Source organism: Citrobacter portucalensis (assembly GCF_023374935.1).
Lineage (GTDB): Bacteria > Pseudomonadota > Gammaproteobacteria > Enterobacterales > Enterobacteriaceae > Citrobacter > Citrobacter portucalensis.
Genome location: NZ_CP092466.1, coordinates 2,087,288 through 2,109,257, shown reverse-complemented (window position 1 = coordinate 2,109,257; position 21,970 = coordinate 2,087,288). Strand labels below are relative to the sequence as shown.

Below are 21,970 nucleotides of genomic sequence, written 5' to 3'. Positions count from 1 at the left end.
ATTATTTAACCTGTAAACGTGTTGACTAATGTTATTTTACCGCCAGGCCTTTTATGCATGTAACTGTAATTTGCATTTGCAGGACTGATTATATTGCTACTAGGGTAGTTGAGATTAAGAATAGAAATATCAACTGAAAATTCATCCCCTGCATACACAGCGTAAGCATCTGCTTGCGAAGCATTGAAAGCACATGAGCTACCAATGCAGCACCTTGTTCCAGTACCAGATGAACGTATAGCAGCTTTATTCTCTATACCTGAATCAGAGTTCGTACTCCACCCATCGAATTCAACGGCATCAATGGCTAACCTAGACCCGGAGGATAAAACTATTGGGTTATTATTAATTCCTCTTACGCTGCCAGCAGAAAAGGCCATGCTGGTAGAATCTGTCGCATTTAAGAAATTATATGTACGACTGCTTGCAGAGCTGTACTCGCCTCGCCCAAGAACATCAAAAGATGACATTACAAATCCATCCAATTTATCTGCTCGAATCATCACCACGTTTGTATTGAGAGTCAAGTCAGCATGCACAAAATGGGCATTTGAAACCTGAACACCAGATACTCGACGAATTGAATTACCACGTATGTCAAGAACTGGAATTGCAGTTGAAGATGTATTTGTGCTTTCTCCAATATAGATGTTGCTCATAGCGGTATTGATATGGTTAGTACTTTCGTTCTTTGGCATCAAACGTATTGCGCCAACATCATAACCACCATTTGCCCAGATATTAGTAATTCGGTTTCCTCCAGCAGCAAGCCATAGTGGAACACTTCCTCCATAACAGTTTACGGTATCCATTACAGAATCTGAGTATATACGGATACATCCACCTGTAGCTCTTTTCGTCAGATCTGAACTGGTTGCTTCGGTATAAACGTCACGCATTACAGTCAAACCCTGATCATCGTAGATAACCCATGTATTGAAATTTTTACCTGTCAGTTTTTCATAGTACCAACCAGCTCCAGACTCATGCAATATTGCATGATTGCAACGCCATTCTCCGTCAAATTGAATGTTTTTAAATTTTATAGAATCCTGTCCGTGCTTATTTACACCAGAATTAAATAAGCAGTTTTGATTATCACTTAACGGCTTGATTACTGTTGTTCCGGTGTACGCCTGATTAGCACCTTGCCCTTCAAAAGTGAGCCCTTGCGTATATTCAGGGATATCAAATTGCGACATCCGTAACTCACCTTTAGGAAATATTATTCGCCTAACTCCTGCTGAAATTGCCTTCAGAATTGCAGGGGTCTGATCCTCTGTGTGAACTCCACCACCATAATTTTCAATGTAATCTGAAACAGGTTCTTTTTTCCAGTTTGAATCTGAAGATGGGTTAGATGGTACTATCGCGCCTGGTGCAATTGGTCCTTTGTATGAGTAATATTCATCATTATATTTAAATACCTGAAGAGATGAATCAAGTGGTAAATTATCACCAAAGTTACCAGATGGAACAAATGGATTTGTATCAGCTTGCTGAGTAGAAATCATATTTAGCTGATAATCAACTGTTTTATCTCCAAATCCTACCAGAGTTGACTTCCCTCCACTTAATAAATCGTTTCTTAATGTCGCGTCTCCAACGCTTAACCATGCGCCAGGACCAGTACCACCAGTAGACGCAGGAGTTGAGCCAGCAGGAACAGCTTTAGGAAATTCTCCATCCCAACGGTAATATTCACCATTTCCTTCAGGAATATTCCAGCGAAGTGCTTCATCAGCCCTTGTTAAATTTGCTCCATCCTGAAATGAGTCAATCAATGTCCATCCCATTGACGACAGTTTTTCTTGATAACGTATCTCCATACCATGCCAAGTCAGGCGCGGATTACCAAAACGATCAGGCCATAACTCATTTGATTGATCATTAGACAAGTGATCTAAGTTCTGAGCATTATCGTACAAATCTTTTGCAGCAGCAGACCCCAGCGGATTGCCGGTGTTATAAGTCGTCATATGAGCCTCATAAAATTAAATTCAGACGAAGCGGGTAATGTTGATGTTTGATTAAGCTACATTGCCGGGGTAGGAAGCATTGTCGTATTGATAGAAGGAATCGCGATATTCTTTGGCTGTGACCTGACACGTTCCGTCAGATTGAGGTGCTATCTCTGAAATTAACGCACTATACCCAACTCGGGATGACTCACAGAATATCAGGCGTGGAGGTTCGATGGATGGATCATTTAGTATGATGTTATTGAAATCGTCCTGTTCAGACACCGATACTTCATACTCACTGACCGTAGTGACAGGCAACAAACCCGACGCGGAACCATCCTGGTAGCGAATCAATACTCGTGGGTTGTTGAATGTTAAGTCAAGAGGTTCTGATACGGTAATAGTCGTTACGCCACCACTTGTACTTATGTCCTCAATCAACGTGCTTATTGTTTTGCTACCAGGAATATCATCCGTTAATACTATCCTGTCTCCAACGTTGTAGCAGAGAGCATCCATTTCCGTTGTAGTGGTATGAGTCAGGCGCTGCTGCCTATACTTCATCAATCGACGCATTCCTATCTGGTAAGCACGGTCCTGATCAAGAACGCCATCCAGCGTATAGTCCTCAATTTTTACAGGAGTAGGATTGCCAGGGGTTCTGCACTGTACTGTTTCCTCAGCCCATGTAGTGCCGTTGATATATGTCACATCAACACCATCATAGTCATCTGCTGACGGAGCAACGAAAGCCGTCTGAAGCGGATCAGTCATCTCCTGTGGGCTGATTATTCCCGTCCATGTTTTCACACCTTCCCTTGCTACAGAAGCCAGACCATCGGTAAGAAGGAAGTAGCTTTTTCCTGCATTTGTCACCTTCTGAAGCATCTCCAGCGCAGAAACAGAATCCGTAGTGGCATAATCAAAGAATTCACTGCCAGGGGTCCAGTAAGTAGTTTCTAATGAGTCAATAGCCTCACGGTCCATCGCTAACCCCAACTCATTACCTATATGATACAGAGCCCCAGAAATGCTCCTTGACACACCAGAATCATAAACTCGTGTGGCCACAATGTTTACGCGGCGATCTGATTGCGCTGCCAGTTTACCGCCCGTTTCCACCGTAACCGCCATTGTGGTGACGCCAGAATACGATATCGGCCGAGACAACAAACGCCCTCGCAATGACTGCCAGTACATGTTATCTCGGCTGTTATCCTGCCCCTGCTCGTTCGTGCGGCGAGCTCTTACCTCTACCAGCGCAGGCGCATCCAGCGTAATTCGTTCGGTGAATCCCAGTCCGTTGATATTCTGGAGATTGTACGCCCCTGTTTTGCTTATCCACCCGGCCCCTGAACTATATGGCCGAAACTGAATCTCCCACTTCACCTCACGATTTTGCTTGTTCCCTTTTTTGTTATACCCACAGATACCGTTTGGGAAGAAGAAGTTTACTTCGAACATATCAACAACTTCATTTTCGGGGCATGCCAGAAAAGGTCCCATCCAATTATCGTTCTCATTTAAACCGTTGGCTTCAAAATCAAGAACTGTACGCGGTGAAAATCCAGGCCATGACGGATCCACGCTGCCATCAATAACCCGCTCTAGAGTTACAGAGCTACCATCTATATCAAAAATCTTATATTCGCTTCCGGAGTGGGAAACAGATAGCCTGACATAACCTTCAGGAATCCCGGTGAACGGAGTCCCGGTAGCGCTATCGTAAGAGAGTGTTATTGATGCGGTGATCACATCTTCGCCGACTGGCTCAGAGTGAGGTATAAAATCAGCAATAAATAGTTGGTAATCAATGCTGTTGTACCATAGCGTTACAGGCATCCCAACATAAGGAGCTATTTCCTCAAGCGTATCACTGGTAATCCTGCTATAAGCGCCATCATTGGTTACCACATAGGAATCAGGAACAATTAACTCAACAATAGCACCAACTGTCCATGTATCCGGAAGGTCATTTGTTGTTTCATCTCCATCATCCGTGCTCAGCCCATTAAATGTTATTGTTGGTCCGGAAACTGTTAGAGAATTGGCAACGACATCTTCCGTGTCTGGCGCGGTTTGCGCCATATCAAGACCAGAACCAGACGCAGTTCCCCCGACCTCTGTGGAATTGAACCAGTTTTCGGAACGTTGGTCTCCGCTAACGTTTTGCCCAGGTTGATACACTGTGTATTTAAACCCATCACCAAGAGAGGCAATTGGAGTTGACCCTACTCGAATATCACCATCCCCAAATGAAAAACGCCCTCTCCCCATAACAACGAACATTTCAACTGTCATTACAGTGGGATCATCAACTGAGAACCTTGTTACAGGCTGCACTGCATAGTCTGGATAAATACGGCTACGACCAAATAACTCGCGTATCGGATCGCCTAATTTTGCGTTGTTCGCTTTAGCAGGATTTACATCAAGAGGATTTCCTGTTCCTGATGAATAACCGCCAAGATCACCAACCCCAGGAGCAAAGAAAAGAGCATACGCGACGGATGCAACTGACACAGCAACGGCAATCCATGCAAGAGCTACAGCGCCATAAGGGACAGGATAAATTCTGACATCACTGTCTGATTTGATAGCAAACTCAAACCACGCCTGAGGTGGAATATTTTTTCCATCAACATCAATTGTGATCGGTTGCTTCATATCAGGCTTATAGCCTTCTACTTTTTTAATCAGCCATTGGTGAATTGTGATGGCACTGTGTTCATGCGTTTCAAGCGGTTTACCAGGCAAGCGAGAGGGATAAATTCTGATTGTCACTTCCAGAACTCCACTTTGACAAAGCGACGTTTAAAACGCACAACAGGGAGAAATGTCACATTAATCCCCGGATTGCATTCAGCTACATGAAGTTGACCATTTATATCAACCACGACACCAACGTGAGTGACGGTTGAACCGGAATAACATGCAACTCCGGCACCAACACAGGGCTCGCACTCCTCAAGTGATCGCATCAGTTTGACAGCCTCTCGGTCAAGACCACCGTCATCTTTAGTTACCCCTGAAAAATCTGGCCAGAGAGGTAATCCAAGGTCTTTCCGTACTTCATTGACGATGCCAAAACAGTCAAGATCAGGGTAAACGCGCCCCCCCTTCTGCCATACAACAGAAAGGTATTTGTCAGGATTGAACATAGTTTCTCCTTAACTCATGTAACGGAGGCCAGGGTAGTACGGAAGGGTGTAACGGTGGCGAGGCCATGCAGTATCGAGTACGTTCATATAGCCAGCCGTTATTTGCGCCTGTGTAGACGTCCATGAACCGCTCTTAATAGCCAGAGTGTATGGAACAGAAGCAGGTGCACTGAGGTCAGTAGAAACGTAGTTACGATAGGTTAAAGATGCCTCTGAGAGATTATCCAGCGCGTTACGAATCGCTGTTGAAGTAACTCCATCAATGTTATCGATAGCAAACTGTAAGTCCTGAGTTCCATCACTATTCCTGGCAGGAAGAGCAATATCAATAGCCGCAGCCTGGAATGTCAAAACATCACCATTTTCTGTGGTCGCGGTAATATCATCGAACCCCTTACATAAATAATAAACTTCACTACCGATGTTTATCTGGAGTGTTTCGATAATCACCTCTTCACCAGATGAGGCGTAAAGACGATTCAGAATTGTCACGGTCTGGGCCACTCCCTGTTGAGCGCAATATCAATAATGCTGCTGTTGATAATGTAATCCGGGAAATCAGCCCAACCAGGTGCAAGAACTGGTCGTTCCCATAATTCAAGGGTGGCTGTATATCGCCAGTAATTACCACCCTCAATGGTCGGCCCTTCATAAATATCGACGAACCGGCAAACGTACATGTCGATAATGCCAAGAGGTGAGCGAAGAGGCATGTTGAACCAGTTAGCCCCATCTTTGATGGTGTCCCTGAACCACGCCTCAAACAGTTGAGCCTCCGGATCTGTAAACAACCATGCCACTGAGGCCTGAGTTGGCGTTGAAGTGTACAGGCGGCGCTGCCTTGCCCTGCCAGATGTAAGTTCTGTTCTCAGTAATGGGCTAACAGGCTTTAACCCGAACCCTTCCTGTAACGGAATCGGCAGGTAATCATTCGGATAGTTAATGCTGGTAGTTTTAGCCATTAACCAGTTCTCCTGTTAGTGTTCCATCGCATCATCGCTTTTGAGATGCTTCCCTTTCCGCTTGCCAGGTCACTGGCTGCCTGTTGATAACCAAGCTTTGCCCCTTCTGTGGTTGCTTGTTTCATCATGGCAATCTGAGTGTCGGAAGGGTCACCGTTCACATTCATGTTTATAACAGGTGAGAAACTGGCCCCCTGAGTAGACTGCTGATTTACCCTGTCGAGTGTTTCATCAAGCTTGGCCGATGTCTGTGATGTAACGACTCGCTCACCTTTCTGCAGGAGCCACGTCCCGGTTTCAGGAACGCTGTCGATACCATCGTGCGCCATACCTGCAAGGGCAGAAGTACCAACTGCAGCGACAAGCGGAGCAGTCACTGCCGCCGCCGTTGCCATAGCAGCAGGGGCAAGAGCGGGACCAACGATAGGAATTGCAGCAGTAGATGCATAAGCGGCGATCTGAGCCTGCAAGGATGATGCCTGTGCGTTTGCCAGCATTGATGCCGCTGCGCTTGCCTGAGTGGATTTACCTACCAGCAATTGCACTGCCTGATATACCAGCCATTGTGCCGCCATATCAGAAAGGGTTTTAATTATTGTTTCACCAAGGCCAGAGAAAATATTACTGAAGAAATCACCTAAATCTTCTGCACCGTGCACAAGATCATTAAGGTTGTCAGAAATAACTGAGGTTGCCCCACCAAGAATAGAGGTCATCGCATCTGCAGCAGTCTGGTAATAATCAGCTGATTTATCAGCATAATCATTCAACGCGTCCATTATCCCGCTTTGCCAGTCGCCCATCTGAGCATCAGACTTTTTGTAGTAGTCCTCCTGAATATCAAGACGGTCATCAAGCGCCTGCTGTAACGCTGCCGTTTCCTGGTCATAAAGCGATTTGCTTATATCACCACTTTGGTACTGTTTCTGTAGATCTTGCTGCCTGTCGAGAAAACTACGCTGGATATCCAGCAATTCCTTCATGCGCTGGCGAGTCTTGTCTCCCATACCTGCGCCGATAAAATCAGAATCATTACTTGCCTGTTCATTCTGATTTTGTTTGCGTAAATTAGCTGTGAACTCAACAAGCTTAAGATTTTCTTCGTTGGCTTTTTTGAGTGAGTTGAGACGGTCTATCTCAGTAGCAAGTTGCTCAAGTCGTTCTTTCTGAGCTGCATTAATTCCTGTTAATTTCCCAGAAGTGAAATCAAAACGCAGCTTCTCAAGCTCGGTTACCTGCTGATTCTTTTTGCCAGTTGTGTCAATTAGCGCTATCTGGCGCTGATAGCTCATTTCCAGAGATTTAAACGCTGATTCCAGTTTCTTGGCCCCGGCATCTGGAGACGATTTACCGTTTGTTTCTCCAGTACCTAAGGAATAGTTATTTCTGGATGAAGATGGGGCAGCTATAGTGGCCTGGGCGAGAGGAAGATTATTACCGGCTTTCATGATGGAGAGTCGGCGTTCTAATTGCGCTATTTCAGCTTTTTTCCCGTCAACGTCCATACCGATTCGGTTAAAGCTGGCAAGGAATCCCTGATCTTCTACATCAGCTTTAAGATTGTTGAGGCGGCGCTCTATATCAGTTACAGATGCGTTGTCACCTACAGCCTTACCGCCTTTGTACAAGTCAATTAGCTTCCCTGCTTCAGCACCAACTTTAACAAGCCAGGTCGCGAGGTCAACAACACCACCAACCAGGTCTGTCAAACCCTGAATAACCTGAGGATCTTTGAATACATCCCCCATGTCAGTGATCGCGTTCTGTAATCCTGACAGGTCAACATTGGCAAGGCCGGTTGCAATCTCAATTTTTACGCCGTTTACCTGCGTCTCCATGTCCTCAAACAGGGAGTTTACTTTCACCAACTTTTCGATATCAGCATCGTCAGGGGCAACGCCAAACTGTTTTGCCGCATCCATATACTGGCGAAGTTTTTCTCCTCCCTGATCAAGTAATGGGAGAAGCTTTGAAAGGTCGTTGCCAAGACTTTCAAGGATTGTGGTCTTTTCAGCGTTTGTTTTAATCTTTCCGAGCGCATTGCTGATAGCCAGCAATTGCTTATCTGGCGATTCTCCGGCTAATTTTTTAGCCGATAATCCGAGTGCATTTAGAGCATCAACCGCTTCCCCAGATTTATTCAGTACAGCATCACCAATTTTATCGCCAATATCCTTGAAGATATCGGCCATCTGGTCACCGGATACGCCAGCTTTTTCAGCTGCATACTGCCAGGCAAGCAAAGACTGCGTAGACATATTGAGCGACTTAGCCCAACGGTCTGTTTCGGTAATCTGCTTTGACGTTGTTTTTAGCAGGTTGTAACCGGCGACGCCGACACCGATAGCTGCCGCACTTGCTGCGGTAGCAAAACCAGTAAATGCTACTGCAGCCGCTTTTGCATCAGCCTGAACCTGTTTTCGCCATTTTTGTGATGCTCGTTCAGCCTGGCTTAGACCAGATACAAATCCACCAACCTTAGCTACCAGGTCAATGGTCAGCGTTCCGAGGGATTTACCAGCCATGCTATGTCCACTCCTGCATAGCCTGCTCCAGTGAAATGGAAGGCTCGTTAATGTGTGGTGTGAAGTCTGTTACTTTGAAGGAGGGGGAATCTTTTCCACGGTTGACGTTAGCCAGCACAGAAGAAATAAGGCCAGCGGCCCACTCGGTACGCATCATTCCGTTAAGGCTTCCGTACTTTTGACGGTAAAGAACCCAGTCGCGATACTCTGTAACACTAACGCGTTCTTTTGCTTCAGCAATGGTGCGACCGCCTATCCCGTTGAGAACTAATTCACACCAGAATTCGTCTTCTGCGCTGAGTTCGCCTTTCCCAGGTCGTTAACCTGCTGAATAGCGACAAGCAGAGCAACGGTAAGAGCACCATCAAGTGCGCCGCGCTCAGGATCTGCTTCGCCAGTGATATCGGCGACAGTGAAAACAGGAGCGCCATTTTCATCACAGATTGATGCAGCGATACGCCCTGCAACACCATCAATCTTACCCACTGCTGAAAGAACATTTGATACCGCATCGTGATAGCCCATTGGCCTGATATAAACGGTAGCTGTGATCTCTTTATCTCCCTGCTTCCAGGTTATTTCCTTCTCAACAGGACGACCAGTGAACGCCCCTGCCTGTTTTAACGAATCCATATTCAGTTTCATTTATTACTCTCTCATTGCGGGGTTGCCCCCGCGAGTTGGCAGATTATGACGTTTAGCTGGTTGGCTGTGCTTTAGGAACCCATACGCCCTGGCCGGAACGCTGAATAGTCGCGGAAGTCTGAACTACCGTATTGGCCTGGAAGTCGAACGGGAAATCTGAAACATAGCCCTGGAATACATACCAGGTACGTGTATCCGGCAGAGACAGACCATCAACTGCATCTGGATCACCAGAAGTTGCTACCATTGGTTCATCCGTTCCATCAGCCCAGCCGATAGCAAAAGTCAGGTTTGTCTGGTCGCTTGATTCAGCAAGGTTGCTAAGCATTACATGGCTGGCGTTTGCGGGGTCCGCGTTAAGTGCAACTGTGGCCTGACCAGGAGTGCGTAACCCTTTTTTGTAGGAGCGTGTATTAGTTTCGCTCAGGCAGGTATCCTCAATCTGATCTGCCGGGCTACTACCTGGTGAGAATGAAGTAATACATTCAACTTCACTGACCACACCGTTATTCAGAACGTACATCTGAGTGCCTTGAGTCACTACTGACATAATTATCTCCGGGTATAAAAAAACCGGCTCAAGGCCGGTTGTGGAAGGTTTGTTATCGATTGACTATCCAGTCAACGTCGAATGAATATCGGTACTTAAGGGTGGACTCATCTCTATCCTGAGGTCCGTATCTGACAATATTTGCCTTCAACTCAATAGCATAAATAATTGCCTGAGCTGCAAGCATTGCCTCATCGGCGGTATCAGCATATACATCAACCTGCAATGAGAACTTGTCAGCATCTGGGCGCTGATTAAGATAGTTTTCCGGACCTCCTCCTGGGAGGTTTTGCCAGACGGCGTATGGATAAACAACGTTATCGTCCTGAATGCCGAAAGGGTAAATTCTTACCGGATTGCTTCCGAGTAAGGCTGTGACTTCAGGACTCGACGCGCAAACAGGAAAAATAGGAGCAATCATGCCGTTTCTCCTTTCTTCTGCGCTCGTTTGATAGCTCGGTCAATCCCCGCTTCGTAGTTAACAGAGAAGGTGTTGAAAACCTCTATCAGCCTGGAATTTGCAGCAGCACGAACGAGCGGTTTTGCTGCCATCTTTTCAGTGCCAAACTCAAGAAGACGCCAGTGAGGAGTGGGTGCATCTTTCGCAGTGCTTGGATGCTTTTTTAATACGGCTCCCTGAAGAATGCCTATCCTGAAGGCAAGATCACCGGTTTGTTTAAACATACGACCATTCCAGCGCAACGCAGCGTTATCAGCAATGCTACGTGCGGTGTGAGGATCGTCGAGCCGCTCTGCGTTTCTCTTTATCTGAGTTACGATAACGTTTCCCGCCTTCCTCAGTGCGGAGCGCCCTGTTTTGCGCTTGGTTTCCGTGGTAATGGCTTCTAACTTACCAAGCAGTGAATCTACACCTTCAAGCTTAAACTCAATGCTGTCAGCCATCCTTTACCCCCTCTGAGCACGGAAGCGTGAGATATTCAAGTCCACTATCAGGGTCAGGAAGAATCCCCTCAATGCTGTAGATTTTGCCACGGAAAAGAATACGGTCTTTCTCCTGGATATCTTCCCGGTATCGGATAGTGATTCTGGCCGTTACTTTTACGTTTGATGCCTGGGCTGTAATGAAATCCCTGACCGAAGAGGCAACCACGCTACCCCACACATCTGCAAGGTCATTCCAGGTGTATTCCATTGCACCAGTAGTAGGTGACTGGATAGCGGTTCTCCGCTGAATGGTGACGCGGTGGCGCAGTTTTGCAAATTCCACAATTACCTCGGCTTGCCATCAAGATAGGTTTGCGGTGGAAACTCATCGTCAATTTCATCAACGAGCGTTTTTGCAATCAGAGATATCAGTGTTTCATCAGCCTGAGCCAGACGGTTTATCGCTTCTGCCTGTTTCAGTTGAGACGTTGCCAGCGCTTTCAATGCCGCCGTTAGTTCGTTTACCTGCTGCTCGTTCATAGGCAATCCTCGTCCACTTTTTAATCCACTCGCGCCGTCTGGCGCATCCTGCGCATGCCATACCTGCCCCTTAAATAATTGTCGGCTTACGGAGGTCGTAAATCAGCATTGAAACAGAAAATGGAAGTTCCCCCTGTTTCAACTTTTCTTCTTCTTCGCCGCCGCGGTTACGGTCAAGATAGCCAAGAAGAACCAGCAGGGCCGTCTGAACGCGAGTAAGCGCCTCACCATCAATTAGTTTCCCTGAATCATCCACGACTAACGAGCGACTTCCCTGAATGTAGGAAAGTATTGCTGCGCTGCCGCCCTGAATTTTTAAGGTAAGGTCTGAATCTCCGTAATCGTCGTCAATACGGAGATGCAACTTAGCCTCTTCGAGCGTAACCAGTTCAATCATGGCTTATCCCTCAGATCTCGCCCTTTCTTAACAGCAAGCGTCCATCCTTTCGATCCTGTCTCACCAGGCTTGTCGCATGTTTTCTCGTTGCAATGCCACATACAACCACCCCATGTGACCGTATCGCCAGGTTGATATTCGGTACCAGATTTGAATACATCGCGATAGATAGTTACCGGGATGTCAAAGGACTTAACTTCAACAGTTCCGCTTGCTCTTTCGAGAGAAATTGAGAAGGTTCGCTGGTTATCTTGTTTGATATCAATGCCAGACACACCGTCAACAATACATTCCCAGCCCCGCATGCCGTGCGTCTTTTCATGGGAGCGCCAAAGTCCGCCTTTGTGAGTCGCATAGGTACCGCGTGGATAGTTTTTTTTCTCATCGATGAATGGTTCAAGCTCTATTGCAAGAGCGTCACGACCATTGGAACCCGGTTCAGGAACAGGAATCTTTGACAACAAATCCTGAGCGAGCTTTTCAACATCTACAGGCTCAGGAATTAACGCATTAACTACCTCTTCGACAAGGGGACGCAGATCATCAACCGTGACGCTTTTACCATCCTTAGGCTTGGGAAGTGATTCTAAAGACTGGTTCACCGCACTTTTAGCTGCTTCAGCGATGATCTGGCTAAAGTCGGGTAGTTCTGGTGCTTTCGGCAATTCAATAGCACTCACCGCGTCTGCAACCATTTTTGATACATCAGGAATTTCTACAGGTTGAACTTCAGGGATTGATCCCCTCAATTCTTCAAGTTGCTTTTCCAGATTACTGGCTGTTTTCTCCAGCGCTTGCTGAAAGTCATCTGCCATTTTTTGAATGGCTGTTCCAAACTCTTCACCAAGCGCCTTTATCAGGGATAATTCACGTTCATTCATTTTGTTAATAATCCTCTGAGCATTGTTTTCGCCGCGAAAAGTTCAGTTTCGCTTAGTGCCTTTCCACTTTCTTCTACTGGCTCTGGTGATGGTTGTGTCTGCTGCTGTCCTTTGCTGAACGGATCTTCAGATGCGTCTCGTCTTGCCAGAGCTGCCAAGCTGAAGTTTTGCTGCTGCAGGAAGAGTGAATCTCCGCCTTCAACTGGAGGGAGATTTTCACTTTTGCGAGCTTCGTTTGGAGTAAGGATGGTGTTTTTAACTCCATCACCCAGCGCTTTCATTCTGCGTTCGCTGTCCATTCGTAACAGCGCGCCGATATCAAGCTCAACACGCTTTTTGCCATCCAGTTCGAAAGTTTCTTTCAAGAGTGACTCGATAGACTCAATCAGTACCTGAAGGCACTGCGAGTAATATTGTTGTTCAAGTGCTTCAACGTTATCAGAACTTGGGATTTCGCCAACGCCAGCCTTATATGCCGGGACATGGAAGGCAGAACAAACTATTTCTGCAGAAAGTTTCTGCTGCTCAACAGTCTGCGCATCTACCGCAGACATGGTGATCGCTTTGTATTCTGCGCCACCTGATAACAGTCCAGTCTTTCCTGCATTTTCCCCTGTGTAACCAGCATCCCATGCTTTTTTTATTTCTGTGGCTTTGTCAGCATCAACAGAGCCAGGAATAGTAATAACGCCACTTGGTTTGCCGCCATTTTTAAAGAAGAACGCAGAGCTTTCCTGGATGTGCTTACCCTGCATTGCTGCGAGTCCACATGCATAGATAGGAGAAATACCGATCAAAGGATGAAATAGGCAGTTAAAGCGATCATGAATTATTTCTCGCGCCGGAACGGTTACTTGTGTCGGCAAACCGCTAATCTGGTCAGGGCTGATTTGGTAAAAAACAGAACCATCATCAGCAACTAAGGGTGTGACTTTATCCGGATCAAGAATACGAAGTTCTGTAATCTTCCCGGAATTGTTTTTAACCTTCATCACGTAGGTATTTCCGCGAGAAAGTTTTGAATTCATCCACGTTTCAAAAAACTGAATTGTGTTCTGAAACTGGTTAGGTTTACTGATTAGTGTGTCGAATTCAGTATCCGAAACTTCTTTCCAGATGCCGTTAGAATCTTTTGCCTGAATTGCTGCCGACATCTTTGAAATGTCACTGGCTATCAGCGTAATGCAAGAGAACACCGCATAATACGAAAGTACGGTCTCATTCCTGATTTCCATGTTTCTTTGCCATGCACCAGCGAAAGATTCTCTGACAAAGGAAAATATTGGAGTCCAGCCGCGAGATGATGGTTGCTGTAGTGCTTTCTCTTTACGCCTAAAAGGATTCCACATCAGCCATTCTCCGCGTTAACGTTTTTCTTTTTCGGTCCACCAGCTTTTTTGCCAGTTACATATTCAGCTTTATGCAGCAGAACCAGCACCTTTGCGCACTGGTCATTCACAATCTTCTCATCACCTGGCAATGAGTCATGTGTACGCTGTAGGTATCTGATCTTTGCCATATGAAATGGCGGGGTTTCCCCCGCCCTCCTTCTTAGCTGGTAGCGCCAGTGCTGTAATCAACGCTGGAGATAACAGCTACTGCTGCATCGCGACGACGTTTCCAGTTAATCCAGCGCTCTGCACGAATGGCCACGCTGTTGGTCTGGAACATGGATACCAGTTCCACTGCCGTTGGTGTGGTGCTGTCATGGGTCGGAGCACTCTGCATTTCCAGAGAAGCTTCGCGAGACATATCAACGGCTACACCGCCGTCATCAGCCAGGTACACATCCGGCGCGTTAACCAATACCAACTGATTGCCAACGTACTGGGAGACAATTACTGGCAGACCCTGGAATGTACCGCCCAGCATGGTCATGTCAGGATACTCTTTCTGGCCCAGGGCATTTTTACGCATTGAGAGAGTGAGAGCCGTAGTACTGGACATCAGCCATACCGCGCCATTCGGCTGCAGGTTATTGGTAATAAATTTACCAAATGCTGCTGCAGCATCGGTATCCGGATCGCCAGTAGACGTAATCGCAGTAATGCCGTTGGTAATAGATGCCGGGGAAACATCAGCTACTGCCGCTTTTGCCGGGTCGATGAAGTCGGTATCCAGCCGCGCGATCACCGCTTCAGCCAAGGCGTTACGCACCAGAGCATCAGCAGATGGATTTGAGAAACGGATCAACTCTTCGGTCAGTACTGCAATAGAAGCCACTTTGGAGAAACCGAAGGTGATAGTTGCGAAGTCAAACTTGGTCAGAGGCTTGGCTTTACCCTGACCAACCCAGTTAGCAGAACCACCGGAGGTCTGCGCCGGAATGCGAACATTGAACGGAACCTGACGCAGGGACGGGATGTTACCCTGGCCAAAACGTCCGATAATGGTCTGAGGACGCAGAAACTCAACGAAATCCTGCGCGTAATCCTGATATTCAACCAGTGCACCAGCCCAGGCAGGGTCTGTGGTAGTACCAGCACTTACCGCAGCTTTCAGAACGTGATGAAGTTTGGTGTCATCAGGATACTGGTTTTTCGCAATCTGCAGGGCTTCAGAACGGCTACCGTTACCAGCCGCCAGAGACTTGGCGAAACGGGCAAAGGCGATACCTTTTTCCAGTTTTGGCTCTACACGGATGATGGACGGCGCGTTATTCACCACTGTAACTTCACCAGATGCTGCTTTAGTAACTGGCTTGGCGGTTGATGCCATGCTGTTTTCCATATCACGCAGGCGTTTAAGGTGCTCGTCGACTGCTTTGATTTCAGTGGAAGTGTTATCGTAGCTTTCTGTTTCTTCCGCATCCAGCGTGCGGCCTTCATCGGCGGCTTTACTCATGATGTCGTTCAGTGAAGAGGCCAGCGCTGCACGCTTGTTTTCAAAACTTTTGATCTGTTCAGCGATATTCATCGTTGATTTTCCTTTTTGAGAAGATTTATTCGGTGCTGAAGCGCCAGCAGAATTTATGGTTTTCACTACCGGTTTCTCAGTGCCGAGCGCGGCGAGTAACTGGCGGTCAAACGATTTAACGGTTTGAATCGAACACTCGGCATTCGCCGGGATCGTTACTGCAGAGACTTCAAGAAGCTCCCATTCAAGAAAATGGATGCCACCAGAGTCGAGATATGCATATTTAATTGGCTTGAAGCCGATAGACAGGCCTTTCACAAGACCTGATTTGATTGATGCCCACGCTTCTTCAAGCCTGGCTACCAGCTGCGATGGCATGTCAGGTGTTGGCTTAACAAGTTGCGCCGTGATCTGAAGCCCTTCTTTCACTTTCTTTGCAGAACAGTTCCCAATAGGTTGGGTTCTGTCGTGCTGCCAAAGAAAAGGGTTTTCACTGCCGAACTTCGCACCGTCAGGGTCCATAATGTCGCCGTCACGGTCAGGTGATGGTGTGGAAGCAATTCCGGTGATTATCCGTTTGTCCTCATCCACCGCTTTCACCGTCATGATCGTACATGCGCGGTCAAGCTTCATTTACTGTCCTCCAGAAACGAAAAAACCCGCCGTGGCGGGTCATTAACTGACGTGTTATTTATATAAAAAATACCTGGTAATCTTTCTTCTTCGCTTCAGGATTAAGTGCCATTAGCGAAACGGCATTAAACAAGGCCATAAGGGGGTCAATTTTCCCCTTTCCACTAGCCTGTTTGGTGATAAGGATAGCGTTACCTTTAGGTTCTACCCTGGCATTGCCTACACACCAGGCCATTAATGGCTGTCCACCATGAATAAGCACACCCTCAGCAAGCTTGCGCTCTGTTGTCTTAATTGCACCACCAAGTCTCCAGCCTTGGCTGACACCGACAACTGAATCTTCAGGTATTTCAGCTTCTACAAGAGCATCAAGGATTTGACCGACACCAGAAGGGTCAATGCCAATTTTATCCAACAGTTCTGCGTCATTAATACGACTGACATATTCAGCAACTTCCTCAGTGTCCTGTCCTACCCGCTTAACGATAGTCAGGTCACCGGCCTTAACGAAATCGTTGAACCTGGATTCCTCGCTTTTTCTGCGGCGCACAGCTATTTCATGCGCCCAGGCATGGCCCCATCCAATCCACTCACGGGTTTCTTTGTCACGACCAATAATGTAAAGACCAAGAAGGTCATCAAGGCCACCACCATCTATCCCAACCGTAGCAACCTCAGCTCGCTGAAGGATATCGCTGAATGTTACCTGCCTGATTTGCGGCTCCCAGAAATCAACACCTGCCCATCGGTCACTGCGGAGGTTCAGACCAATTTCGATATTGAGGTGTTTCGCAAGGAACTGCTGTAATGTGCCGTCTGTTTTGTTCTGGTTCTTCAGAAGCTGATCGGCAATCCATTCTTCACTTACCGAACGTCCAATATTCGGATTGGTGATGTAGAAATTTTTTGGTTCAAGGTAAGCCTTGCTTTCCACCATAGAGTCAGGGAATTCATACAGGACGCCGAGTGTTTTAAGGTCATTAATCTTCCCATCTCGCACAGCTCGCCAGTAATCAAGGCGTTCTTTGAATACACCAGCAGGCGGTTCATCACTTTGCGTAGTCAGGAATATAACCCACCCTTCGTTGCGAGATACCTGCCCACCAAGTGCTTCCATAAACATGGCTTCGGCATTAGCTCGCTTGCCAAACAACCAAAGTTCATCGACCAGAATGCGCCCTGACTTTTTACCTGAAACAGTATCGGTGTCAGCTGCTACTACTTTGAGTGTATTTCGTGTTACTCGGTGTGTGATTGTGCGGATATGGTCCTGAATCTGGAACATATCAGATAGCTCTTCATCGGCGCGTATCATCCCGGCAGCAGGTTTAAAACTGTTATCAGCCACCTCTTTTGTCGGCGCGAGAATCAGGTGCTCTTCATCTTCACGCCAGCACAGGATTAGCGCGGTCAGCATAATTCCTGCAGCGATGGTCGATTTTGTGTTCTTTTTCGAGATAAGTAGTCCATATTCGCGGATTAACTGCTTACCAGTCTCTGCTTCATAGCCACCGAAAATGGCATTAACAAAGTCAAATACCCATTCCTCAGAACACTCACCAAATGTTGGCTTACCTGGTAAATCAGAGACGCGTAACTCTTTGAAGATGCCAAGTGCCTGTTCTGCCTGGTCTGGGAAAATTGGTGGTGGGATGATTGATTGCTTTGCAACCAGAAGAGATTCCCATTCAGGGCAAGCCGTGGTCCATTGAGTCATTGATTACCCCTTGTTATTAACAACAAGCTTCGGCGGTGCCATTGCTCCAAACTTGCTACCCGTTGCTGCGACCTTCGCGGCGGCATGTCTTGCATCCTTTTTACCGCCTTCTCCTTTTTTGGGGTGAAGGTATGGCAGCATCGCTTTTGCGGCGTCTTTTCTGACATCCGTCTCTTCTGATACGTCGTTCATCACTGCTTTCAGGAACTCAAGCGGATCATCAAATTCCTTCACCGTTCTGTTAACAACTTTTGGCAGATCATCTGGTTCAGAAACAGCCTGCTCGGCAATGACCTCGGCCCCACGTTTTTTACTGATAAACGCGATGATATCCGGGTCTTTTGCCAGCCGGGAACCCTGTGACCTCGCGGTTTTCTCGGAGTAACCGGCCTTTCGGGCTGCTTCAGCCTGGGATGAACCGGACATCAGCGCTTGTGCGAATTTGCGCTTTTGTCCTGTTAACACGTTAACACCCTCCAAAGGGGAAAATTTTCTGCGCGTGAGAGGGGGCGCGGTGTCCAGCGTGATCAGCGTTGACACCCGACCATACCCCCCCGGCATTGTTGATAATGGATATCATTTCCATTCAAAATGATTTCAAATGCAACTATCCTTCAATGTTGATGATACCCATTCTCGTTTGCGTCAGATCACAATGATTCCGGCCTGCCCCTCACCTGAAGGCACCGGGTGCTTGAGCGCCTCGGCATCTGGCTGACCTGCTGCTGCTTCACGAGACGACTTCCCAGAGTGACACTCAATGCAGAGAGTCCACAGGTTGCTCTCATAGTTGTCACCACCAAACTGTAGTGCTATGCGGTGATCAAGTTCACTGTCATGCAGGTCAACCACTCGCTGACACATGCAACAGTGGCCACCGTCGCGCACATATATACGACGCTTGAGGCTCACCCTTGCGCTTCCACTCACTCGACGATTCTCACCATAGACAGGCTTTATTCGTCGGGTGTCGATAGCTTTCAAGCGCGGCTGTAGTGTCTTTAGCTTAGACATTTAACCTCCATGCTTTGCGGCGTTCTGTTCTTGGCTGATTGTCTCTGGCTTGTTCTACTGGCTGTCCATCAGCGTGGTCAACGAGTGAGTAGCATGGATAGACAACAGGGCCACCGTAAGCATCACCGACTGCATAGTCAGCTGCTTTGCTGTGGTTCCATTTATCCAGCACTCTCTTGATATGTTGCTGAGGTACGCTGTAGCAGACGCCATGAATAAGACGCGGCAATGTAATGAAGTCAGCTCTGGCCTTATCAGCTGCTATTAACTTTGATGCTATCTCCAGTTGATACTGTGGTGGACGGCCAGTGCCGAGATAAAATGAACACAGTGCATCCGGATAACGTGCAAGCCATACAGCAATCTTTTCGCAGAAATCAGCAACTGGCATAGCATCATCTTCAAGCACTACCACACGGCATGATTGATTGGCTGCCCATTCCAGCGCGCGGCGATGATTCCAGTTAGCACCGTGATCATCAGTATCAATCATCAGGGTAGCACCGATAGATTCAGCCAAAATCAATGCCTGTTTACGGCGAACATGATGACCAATAACCACAAACATTACTTGTGGCGAAACCATGCGAACTCCTTACCGATACCATCAGTTTTAAAAATGGTATGAACCTTAGGGCCGGTAACGACTCTATTGCCAAAAGACTTCGCAGCCATACCGAAGGCACCCATATCGACCAGCGCGGGGCGAGCTGTCTCCATCCTCCAGAAATGATGGCTTTCAATCAGGTAATACTGTCTGATGATCCTGTGAGCAAACTCCATTACATCGTCACGACTACCACCAAGTAGTCCAGCGTTGAGCAGCGGTTCATCAATGTGCTTCTCGATGAACTCGCTATACACTTTGCCGTGGTGATTGGACTTCATCCATTCGTCGGCATACGTCTTATGCTCTGAGCCCACGTAAATTTTACCCGGCTGCATTTCTGTCCATGGCTCTCTAAGCATTTCGACATCGGTACCATCAGTACACCAGATAAGGCGATACTCTGGATGAGCGCGCAGATACTGATAAATATGCAGCCATCGTGCGAAATAGGGACTCATTGACAAAGGTGACACTTTGAAAAGGTTCGCACCTTTCGGTGCTGTATCCAATTCGTCAGCCAGTACCACTGCATCAGCGCCACGAATAGACGTTGCCCATCCCTGAACCAACTCAGGAGACGCTTTCATCCTTCGCTGACGTTGTGGATCATTCTGGCTGGTCAGCAATGCCGTAATCACCACGTTGCGCTGTTTCCTGAAAGGAACGTATGCGGTGTAACCGTTATCGCGTCGGGCGCTATAAATAACAGCATTAGCTTTTGCTAACGCTTCACGCTCAGGTCGGGGAATTGAACGCGCACCCTCTTCGTATTCATCCATCGAATGAATGAGCTTTTCAGAGCCCGCAACATCAGCAAACGCCCAGGTCGATAACCCCGCGTTGTGAATACGAAGAGCCAGATCAGGATGCTCGTACATTCCACGACCGTATACCGGATCGAAGCCGCCAACCTTATCAATGGCGCTGCGGTGGTAATAAAGCATAACGCCGCGCTGCCCGGTGTAAGCGATATGCTTATCATCCCGATACAAGACGGTCATATCGTTTATTTTTCGTGGGCCAGCCAGATCGAGAAATTGATAAGCCAGATGCGGCTCTGGAGATTCGATGTAAGGGAGATGCCAATTATCAGCGATTGGCCACGCGTCATCATCCCACAGGAAGAGATGCTCACACCCCGCGTCCACCAGCGCGGTCAGGCTGGCGTTCTTCGAAGCGACAATACCGCATGATTGATCATGTCGAAACAGCTTCACGTTAGCCGGTACAACAGCGGCAGGCTTTGAGCCATCATCTATCACGACCACCAGCGCACCAGATGGAAGATGTTTCATATGCTGCTCAATGGCACGCTTAAGAATTTCCGGCCTATTATGAGTAGTTATTGCGATGCCAATTGTGGAACGTGAAATGCTGACAGGCACATATTGAATACCGTCAATCGTTACTTGCATATGTACTCCGTTAGGATTCTAGGCGTTTGATTTCAACGGTGCCGCGAATTGCTATCCTTTTCACTTCTCCGTTATCTACAACCATAAATCCGTCAGGACCTAGTTCTGCTGCAATAACTTCGCCTTTTTCATCGTCAGCAGTGAAAACATGCTTTATCTCTTTACCATCAACTAAGACGAGGTACCGCTCTTTACGCAGGTTAATCTTTCTTCCTGGATCATCATCCAGAACTGTAAGCCTCATGTGCGTTTCCTTTTAGACGTGAGCCTGTCGCACGGCAATGCCGCCCGAGAGGTAAACGCAACCTAACGGCATCACCCAGGCTCACTACTGAAAGACTCTCTTTGATATGCGCGTGCGAAGCGCAATAAAAAACCGCCCGAAGGCGGTTATTCTTTGTTAATAAAATCTAATACATCCTTTCTGGGACGAATATAAAACACGTCTCCTGTTCCAAGAGTGACTTCAATTCTTAATTGTTTAGCTTTGCCACCAGTTTATTTATTCCATTTCTTTAAATCTGCCAACCACTCCCCTTCTTCATCGTCCAAGAAAAAGAAGGATGCGCTATCACCATGCTCAATTCTTTTTGGTAAAGTATCACCAGGTTGACTTGTGAGATACATGACCCTCGTATCTTTACTAAACTTCCATATTAATGAATTTATTTTAACCGGATTCGTACCGATATTATTTATTGACACCCCTACCCCATAAGTCGGGTTGTCGTATGGGGGGGGGCTGGCTATGATTATGGTTGCCTGACCTCTTATTCTTGGTACGGGTCTTCTGAGCGCGACAAGGACGGCCGCAAAAGTCGCAGCACCGGCAAACCAAGTTCCATACATAGACAGCTTTGCCCAATATGCAGAGTCTCGGGCTGCAATTAACGTTTCATAAGAAAAATAATCAGTATTCATAATCGCCCACTTGAGTTGAGGAGATTATATCTAAAAGCATTATCACAGGCACTCAATGAATGCCTGTTGTAATGCCATCCGGTCGAGCTTAAGTGTTTAGTTGATTCAGAGTATTCAAGCGGTCTAGTACACTAGACTGCTGCTTCTACATGCTGTGCAAGCTTTAGGCACTACACTAGGAGATGGCAACTAGTGACTATCTCCACATATAAAGCCTAGGAGATAAAATGAACCACCAAACCGCGCTCGAACTTGTACTTGCATACGCTCCACATATTGAGAAAATCATTGATG

24 protein-coding genes are annotated in these 21,970 nt (G+C 47.1%); all 24 read right to left on the bottom strand.

Translation table 11 applies throughout. From position 1 onward, the window contains the following. Window positions 1-5: 5 nt before the first annotated feature. Window positions 6-1,979: a tail fiber/spike domain-containing protein gene (locus LY264_RS10205; protein WP_171845952.1), complete on the bottom strand. Its 1,974-nt coding sequence runs from the start codon at window positions 1,977-1,979 to the stop codon at window positions 6-8. Window positions 1,980-2,030: 51 nt separating this feature from the next. Further along, a complete protein-coding gene (locus LY264_RS10200; protein ID WP_071692333.1) occupies window positions 2,031-4,748 on the bottom strand; it encodes a host specificity factor TipJ family phage tail protein in 2,718 nt (905 codons plus the stop codon). Next, entirely contained in the window at window positions 4,745-5,125 is a 381-nt protein-coding gene (locus tag LY264_RS10195; RefSeq protein ID WP_071692334.1) for a nitrite transporter, read from the bottom strand. Before LY264_RS10195 ends, LY264_RS10200 begins: the two co-directional genes overlap by 4 nt. Window positions 5,126-5,134: 9 nt before the next feature. Beyond that, complete coding sequence (locus LY264_RS10190; protein WP_071692373.1) at window positions 5,135-5,617, bottom strand: DUF1833 family protein; 483 nt, start codon at window positions 5,615-5,617, stop codon at window positions 5,135-5,137. Continuing rightward, entirely contained in the window at window positions 5,614-6,087 is a 474-nt protein-coding gene (locus LY264_RS10185) for a hypothetical protein (RefSeq protein ID WP_071692335.1), read from the bottom strand. The genes LY264_RS10190 and LY264_RS10185 overlap by 4 nt, the downstream gene beginning before the upstream one ends. Continuing rightward, complete coding sequence (locus tag LY264_RS10180) at window positions 6,087-8,612, bottom strand: phage tail tape measure protein (protein WP_071692336.1); 2,526 nt, start codon at window positions 8,610-8,612, stop codon at window positions 6,087-6,089. The genes LY264_RS10185 and LY264_RS10180 overlap by 1 nt, the downstream gene beginning before the upstream one ends. A gap of 1 nt (window position 8,613) precedes the next feature. Further along, complete coding sequence (locus LY264_RS10175; RefSeq protein ID WP_003833939.1) at window positions 8,614-8,769, bottom strand: phage tail assembly protein T; 156 nt, start codon at window positions 8,767-8,769, stop codon at window positions 8,614-8,616. A gap of 110 nt (window positions 8,770-8,879) precedes the next feature. Next, complete coding sequence (locus tag LY264_RS10170) at window positions 8,880-9,257, bottom strand: phage tail assembly chaperone family protein, TAC (protein WP_042063953.1); 378 nt, start codon at window positions 9,255-9,257, stop codon at window positions 8,880-8,882. Window positions 9,258-9,309: 52 nt separating this feature from the next. Continuing rightward, the gene (locus LY264_RS10165) at window positions 9,310-9,807 is read right to left on the bottom strand and encodes a phage tail tube protein (RefSeq protein ID WP_171845953.1); all 498 of its coding nucleotides are present in this window, start codon (window positions 9,805-9,807) and stop codon (window positions 9,310-9,312) included. Window positions 9,808-9,859: 52 nt separating this feature from the next. Next, on the bottom strand, window positions 9,860-10,228 hold the full coding sequence (gp17, locus tag LY264_RS10160; protein WP_069891542.1) for a tail completion protein gp17: 369 nt from the start codon (window positions 10,226-10,228) through the stop codon (window positions 9,860-9,862). After that, window positions 10,225-10,710 carry an HK97-gp10 family putative phage morphogenesis protein gene (locus LY264_RS10155; protein WP_048231623.1) on the bottom strand — a complete coding sequence of 162 codons (486 nt, stop codon included), beginning with the start codon at window positions 10,708-10,710 and terminating at the stop codon, window positions 10,225-10,227. Before LY264_RS10155 ends, gp17 begins: the two co-directional genes overlap by 4 nt. Continuing rightward, window positions 10,703-11,035: a phage head closure protein gene (locus LY264_RS10150; RefSeq protein WP_099530398.1), complete on the bottom strand. Its 333-nt coding sequence runs from the start codon at window positions 11,033-11,035 to the stop codon at window positions 10,703-10,705. Before LY264_RS10150 ends, LY264_RS10155 begins: the two co-directional genes overlap by 8 nt. Window positions 11,036-11,037: 2 nt before the next feature. After that, window positions 11,038-11,232 carry a hypothetical protein gene (locus LY264_RS10145; RefSeq protein ID WP_171845954.1) on the bottom strand — a complete coding sequence of 65 codons (195 nt, stop codon included), beginning with the start codon at window positions 11,230-11,232 and terminating at the stop codon, window positions 11,038-11,040. 70 nt (window positions 11,233-11,302) lie between these two features. Beyond that, window positions 11,303-11,629, bottom strand: a complete 327-nt coding sequence (locus LY264_RS10140; protein ID WP_171845955.1) for a head-tail connector protein — start codon at window positions 11,627-11,629, stop codon at window positions 11,303-11,305. Further along, entirely contained in the window at window positions 11,626-12,510 is an 885-nt protein-coding gene (locus LY264_RS10135; RefSeq protein ID WP_171845956.1) for a phage gp6-like head-tail connector protein, read from the bottom strand. The genes LY264_RS10140 and LY264_RS10135 overlap by 4 nt, the downstream gene beginning before the upstream one ends. Continuing rightward, the gene (locus tag LY264_RS10130) at window positions 12,507-13,859 is read right to left on the bottom strand and encodes a phage portal protein (RefSeq protein WP_171845957.1); all 1,353 of its coding nucleotides are present in this window, start codon (window positions 13,857-13,859) and stop codon (window positions 12,507-12,509) included. Before LY264_RS10130 ends, LY264_RS10135 begins: the two co-directional genes overlap by 4 nt. A 202-nt stretch (window positions 13,860-14,061) precedes the next feature. Continuing rightward, window positions 14,062-15,999: a phage major capsid protein gene (locus LY264_RS10120; protein WP_171845958.1), complete on the bottom strand. Its 1,938-nt coding sequence runs from the start codon at window positions 15,997-15,999 to the stop codon at window positions 14,062-14,064. A gap of 58 nt (window positions 16,000-16,057) precedes the next feature. After that, window positions 16,058-17,716, bottom strand: coding sequence for a terminase large subunit (locus tag LY264_RS10115; RefSeq protein WP_171845959.1), 1,659 nt, complete (start codon window positions 17,714-17,716; stop codon window positions 16,058-16,060). Between the two features lie 3 nt (window positions 17,717-17,719). Continuing rightward, complete coding sequence (locus LY264_RS10110; RefSeq protein WP_131334120.1) at window positions 17,720-18,181, bottom strand: terminase small subunit; 462 nt, start codon at window positions 18,179-18,181, stop codon at window positions 17,720-17,722. Between the two features lie 180 nt (window positions 18,182-18,361). After that, window positions 18,362-18,730, bottom strand: coding sequence for an HNH endonuclease (locus LY264_RS10105; RefSeq protein WP_171845960.1), 369 nt, complete (start codon window positions 18,728-18,730; stop codon window positions 18,362-18,364). Next, window positions 18,723-19,316 (bottom strand): hypothetical protein, encoded by a 594-nt coding sequence (locus LY264_RS10100; RefSeq protein ID WP_069891560.1) that lies wholly within the window; start codon window positions 19,314-19,316, stop codon window positions 18,723-18,725. The genes LY264_RS10105 and LY264_RS10100 overlap by 8 nt, the downstream gene beginning before the upstream one ends. Beyond that, on the bottom strand, window positions 19,298-20,755 hold the full coding sequence (locus LY264_RS10095; protein WP_171845961.1) for a glycosyltransferase family 2 protein: 1,458 nt from the start codon (window positions 20,753-20,755) through the stop codon (window positions 19,298-19,300). The genes LY264_RS10100 and LY264_RS10095 overlap by 19 nt, the downstream gene beginning before the upstream one ends. A 10-nt stretch (window positions 20,756-20,765) precedes the next feature. Further along, window positions 20,766-20,999, bottom strand: a complete 234-nt coding sequence (locus LY264_RS10090) for a hypothetical protein (RefSeq protein WP_171845962.1) — start codon at window positions 20,997-20,999, stop codon at window positions 20,766-20,768. Window positions 21,000-21,253: 254 nt separating this feature from the next. Then, window positions 21,254-21,676 (bottom strand): hypothetical protein, encoded by a 423-nt coding sequence (locus LY264_RS10085; RefSeq protein WP_171845963.1) that lies wholly within the window; start codon window positions 21,674-21,676, stop codon window positions 21,254-21,256. Window positions 21,677-21,970 lie beyond the last annotated feature (294 nt).

What these genes read in the sequence shown, in the direction of transcription:
- LY264_RS10205 (WP_171845952.1), bottom strand. Translation starts at nt 1,979, where the DNA reads ATGACGACTTATAACACCGGCAATCCGCTGGGGTCTGCTGCTGCAAAA.
- LY264_RS10195 (WP_071692334.1), bottom strand. Translation starts at nt 5,125, where the DNA reads ATGTTCAATCCTGACAAATACCTTTCTGTTGTATGGCAGAAGGGGGGG.
- LY264_RS10185 (WP_071692335.1), bottom strand. Translation starts at nt 6,087, where the DNA reads ATGGCTAAAACTACCAGCATTAACTATCCGAATGATTACCTGCCGATT.
- LY264_RS10180 (WP_071692336.1), bottom strand. Translation starts at nt 8,612, where the DNA reads ATGGCTGGTAAATCCCTCGGAACGCTGACCATTGACCTGGTAGCTAAG.
- LY264_RS10175 (WP_003833939.1), bottom strand. Translation starts at nt 8,769, where the DNA reads ATGATGCGTACCGAGTGGGCCGCTGGCCTTATTTCTTCTGTGCTGGCT.
- LY264_RS10170 (WP_042063953.1), bottom strand. Translation starts at nt 9,257, where the DNA reads ATGAAACTGAATATGGATTCGTTAAAACAGGCAGGGGCGTTCACTGGT.
- LY264_RS10165 (WP_171845953.1), bottom strand. Translation starts at nt 9,807, where the DNA reads ATGTCAGTAGTGACTCAAGGCACTCAGATGTACGTTCTGAATAACGGT.
- gp17 (WP_069891542.1), bottom strand. Translation starts at nt 10,228, where the DNA reads ATGATTGCTCCTATTTTTCCTGTTTGCGCGTCGAGTCCTGAAGTCACA.
- LY264_RS10155 (WP_048231623.1), bottom strand. Translation starts at nt 10,710, where the DNA reads ATGGCTGACAGCATTGAGTTTAAGCTTGAAGGTGTAGATTCACTGCTT.
- LY264_RS10145 (WP_171845954.1), bottom strand. Translation starts at nt 11,232, where the DNA reads ATGAACGAGCAGCAGGTAAACGAACTAACGGCGGCATTGAAAGCGCTG.
- LY264_RS10140 (WP_171845955.1), bottom strand. Translation starts at nt 11,629, where the DNA reads ATGATTGAACTGGTTACGCTCGAAGAGGCTAAGTTGCATCTCCGTATT.
- LY264_RS10135 (WP_171845956.1), bottom strand. Translation starts at nt 12,510, where the DNA reads ATGAATGAACGTGAATTATCCCTGATAAAGGCGCTTGGTGAAGAGTTT.
- LY264_RS10130 (WP_171845957.1), bottom strand. Translation starts at nt 13,859, where the DNA reads ATGTGGAATCCTTTTAGGCGTAAAGAGAAAGCACTACAGCAACCATCA.
- LY264_RS10120 (WP_171845958.1), bottom strand. Translation starts at nt 15,999, where the DNA reads ATGAAGCTTGACCGCGCATGTACGATCATGACGGTGAAAGCGGTGGAT.
- LY264_RS10115 (WP_171845959.1), bottom strand. Translation starts at nt 17,716, where the DNA reads ATGACTCAATGGACCACGGCTTGCCCTGAATGGGAATCTCTTCTGGTT.
- LY264_RS10105 (WP_171845960.1), bottom strand. Translation starts at nt 18,730, where the DNA reads ATGTCTAAGCTAAAGACACTACAGCCGCGCTTGAAAGCTATCGACACC.
- LY264_RS10100 (WP_069891560.1), bottom strand. Translation starts at nt 19,316, where the DNA reads ATGGTTTCGCCACAAGTAATGTTTGTGGTTATTGGTCATCATGTTCGC.
- LY264_RS10095 (WP_171845961.1), bottom strand. Translation starts at nt 20,755, where the DNA reads ATGCAAGTAACGATTGACGGTATTCAATATGTGCCTGTCAGCATTTCA.
- LY264_RS10090 (WP_171845962.1), bottom strand. Translation starts at nt 20,999, where the DNA reads ATGAGGCTTACAGTTCTGGATGATGATCCAGGAAGAAAGATTAACCTG.
- LY264_RS10085 (WP_171845963.1), bottom strand. Translation starts at nt 21,676, where the DNA reads ATGAATACTGATTATTTTTCTTATGAAACGTTAATTGCAGCCCGAGAC.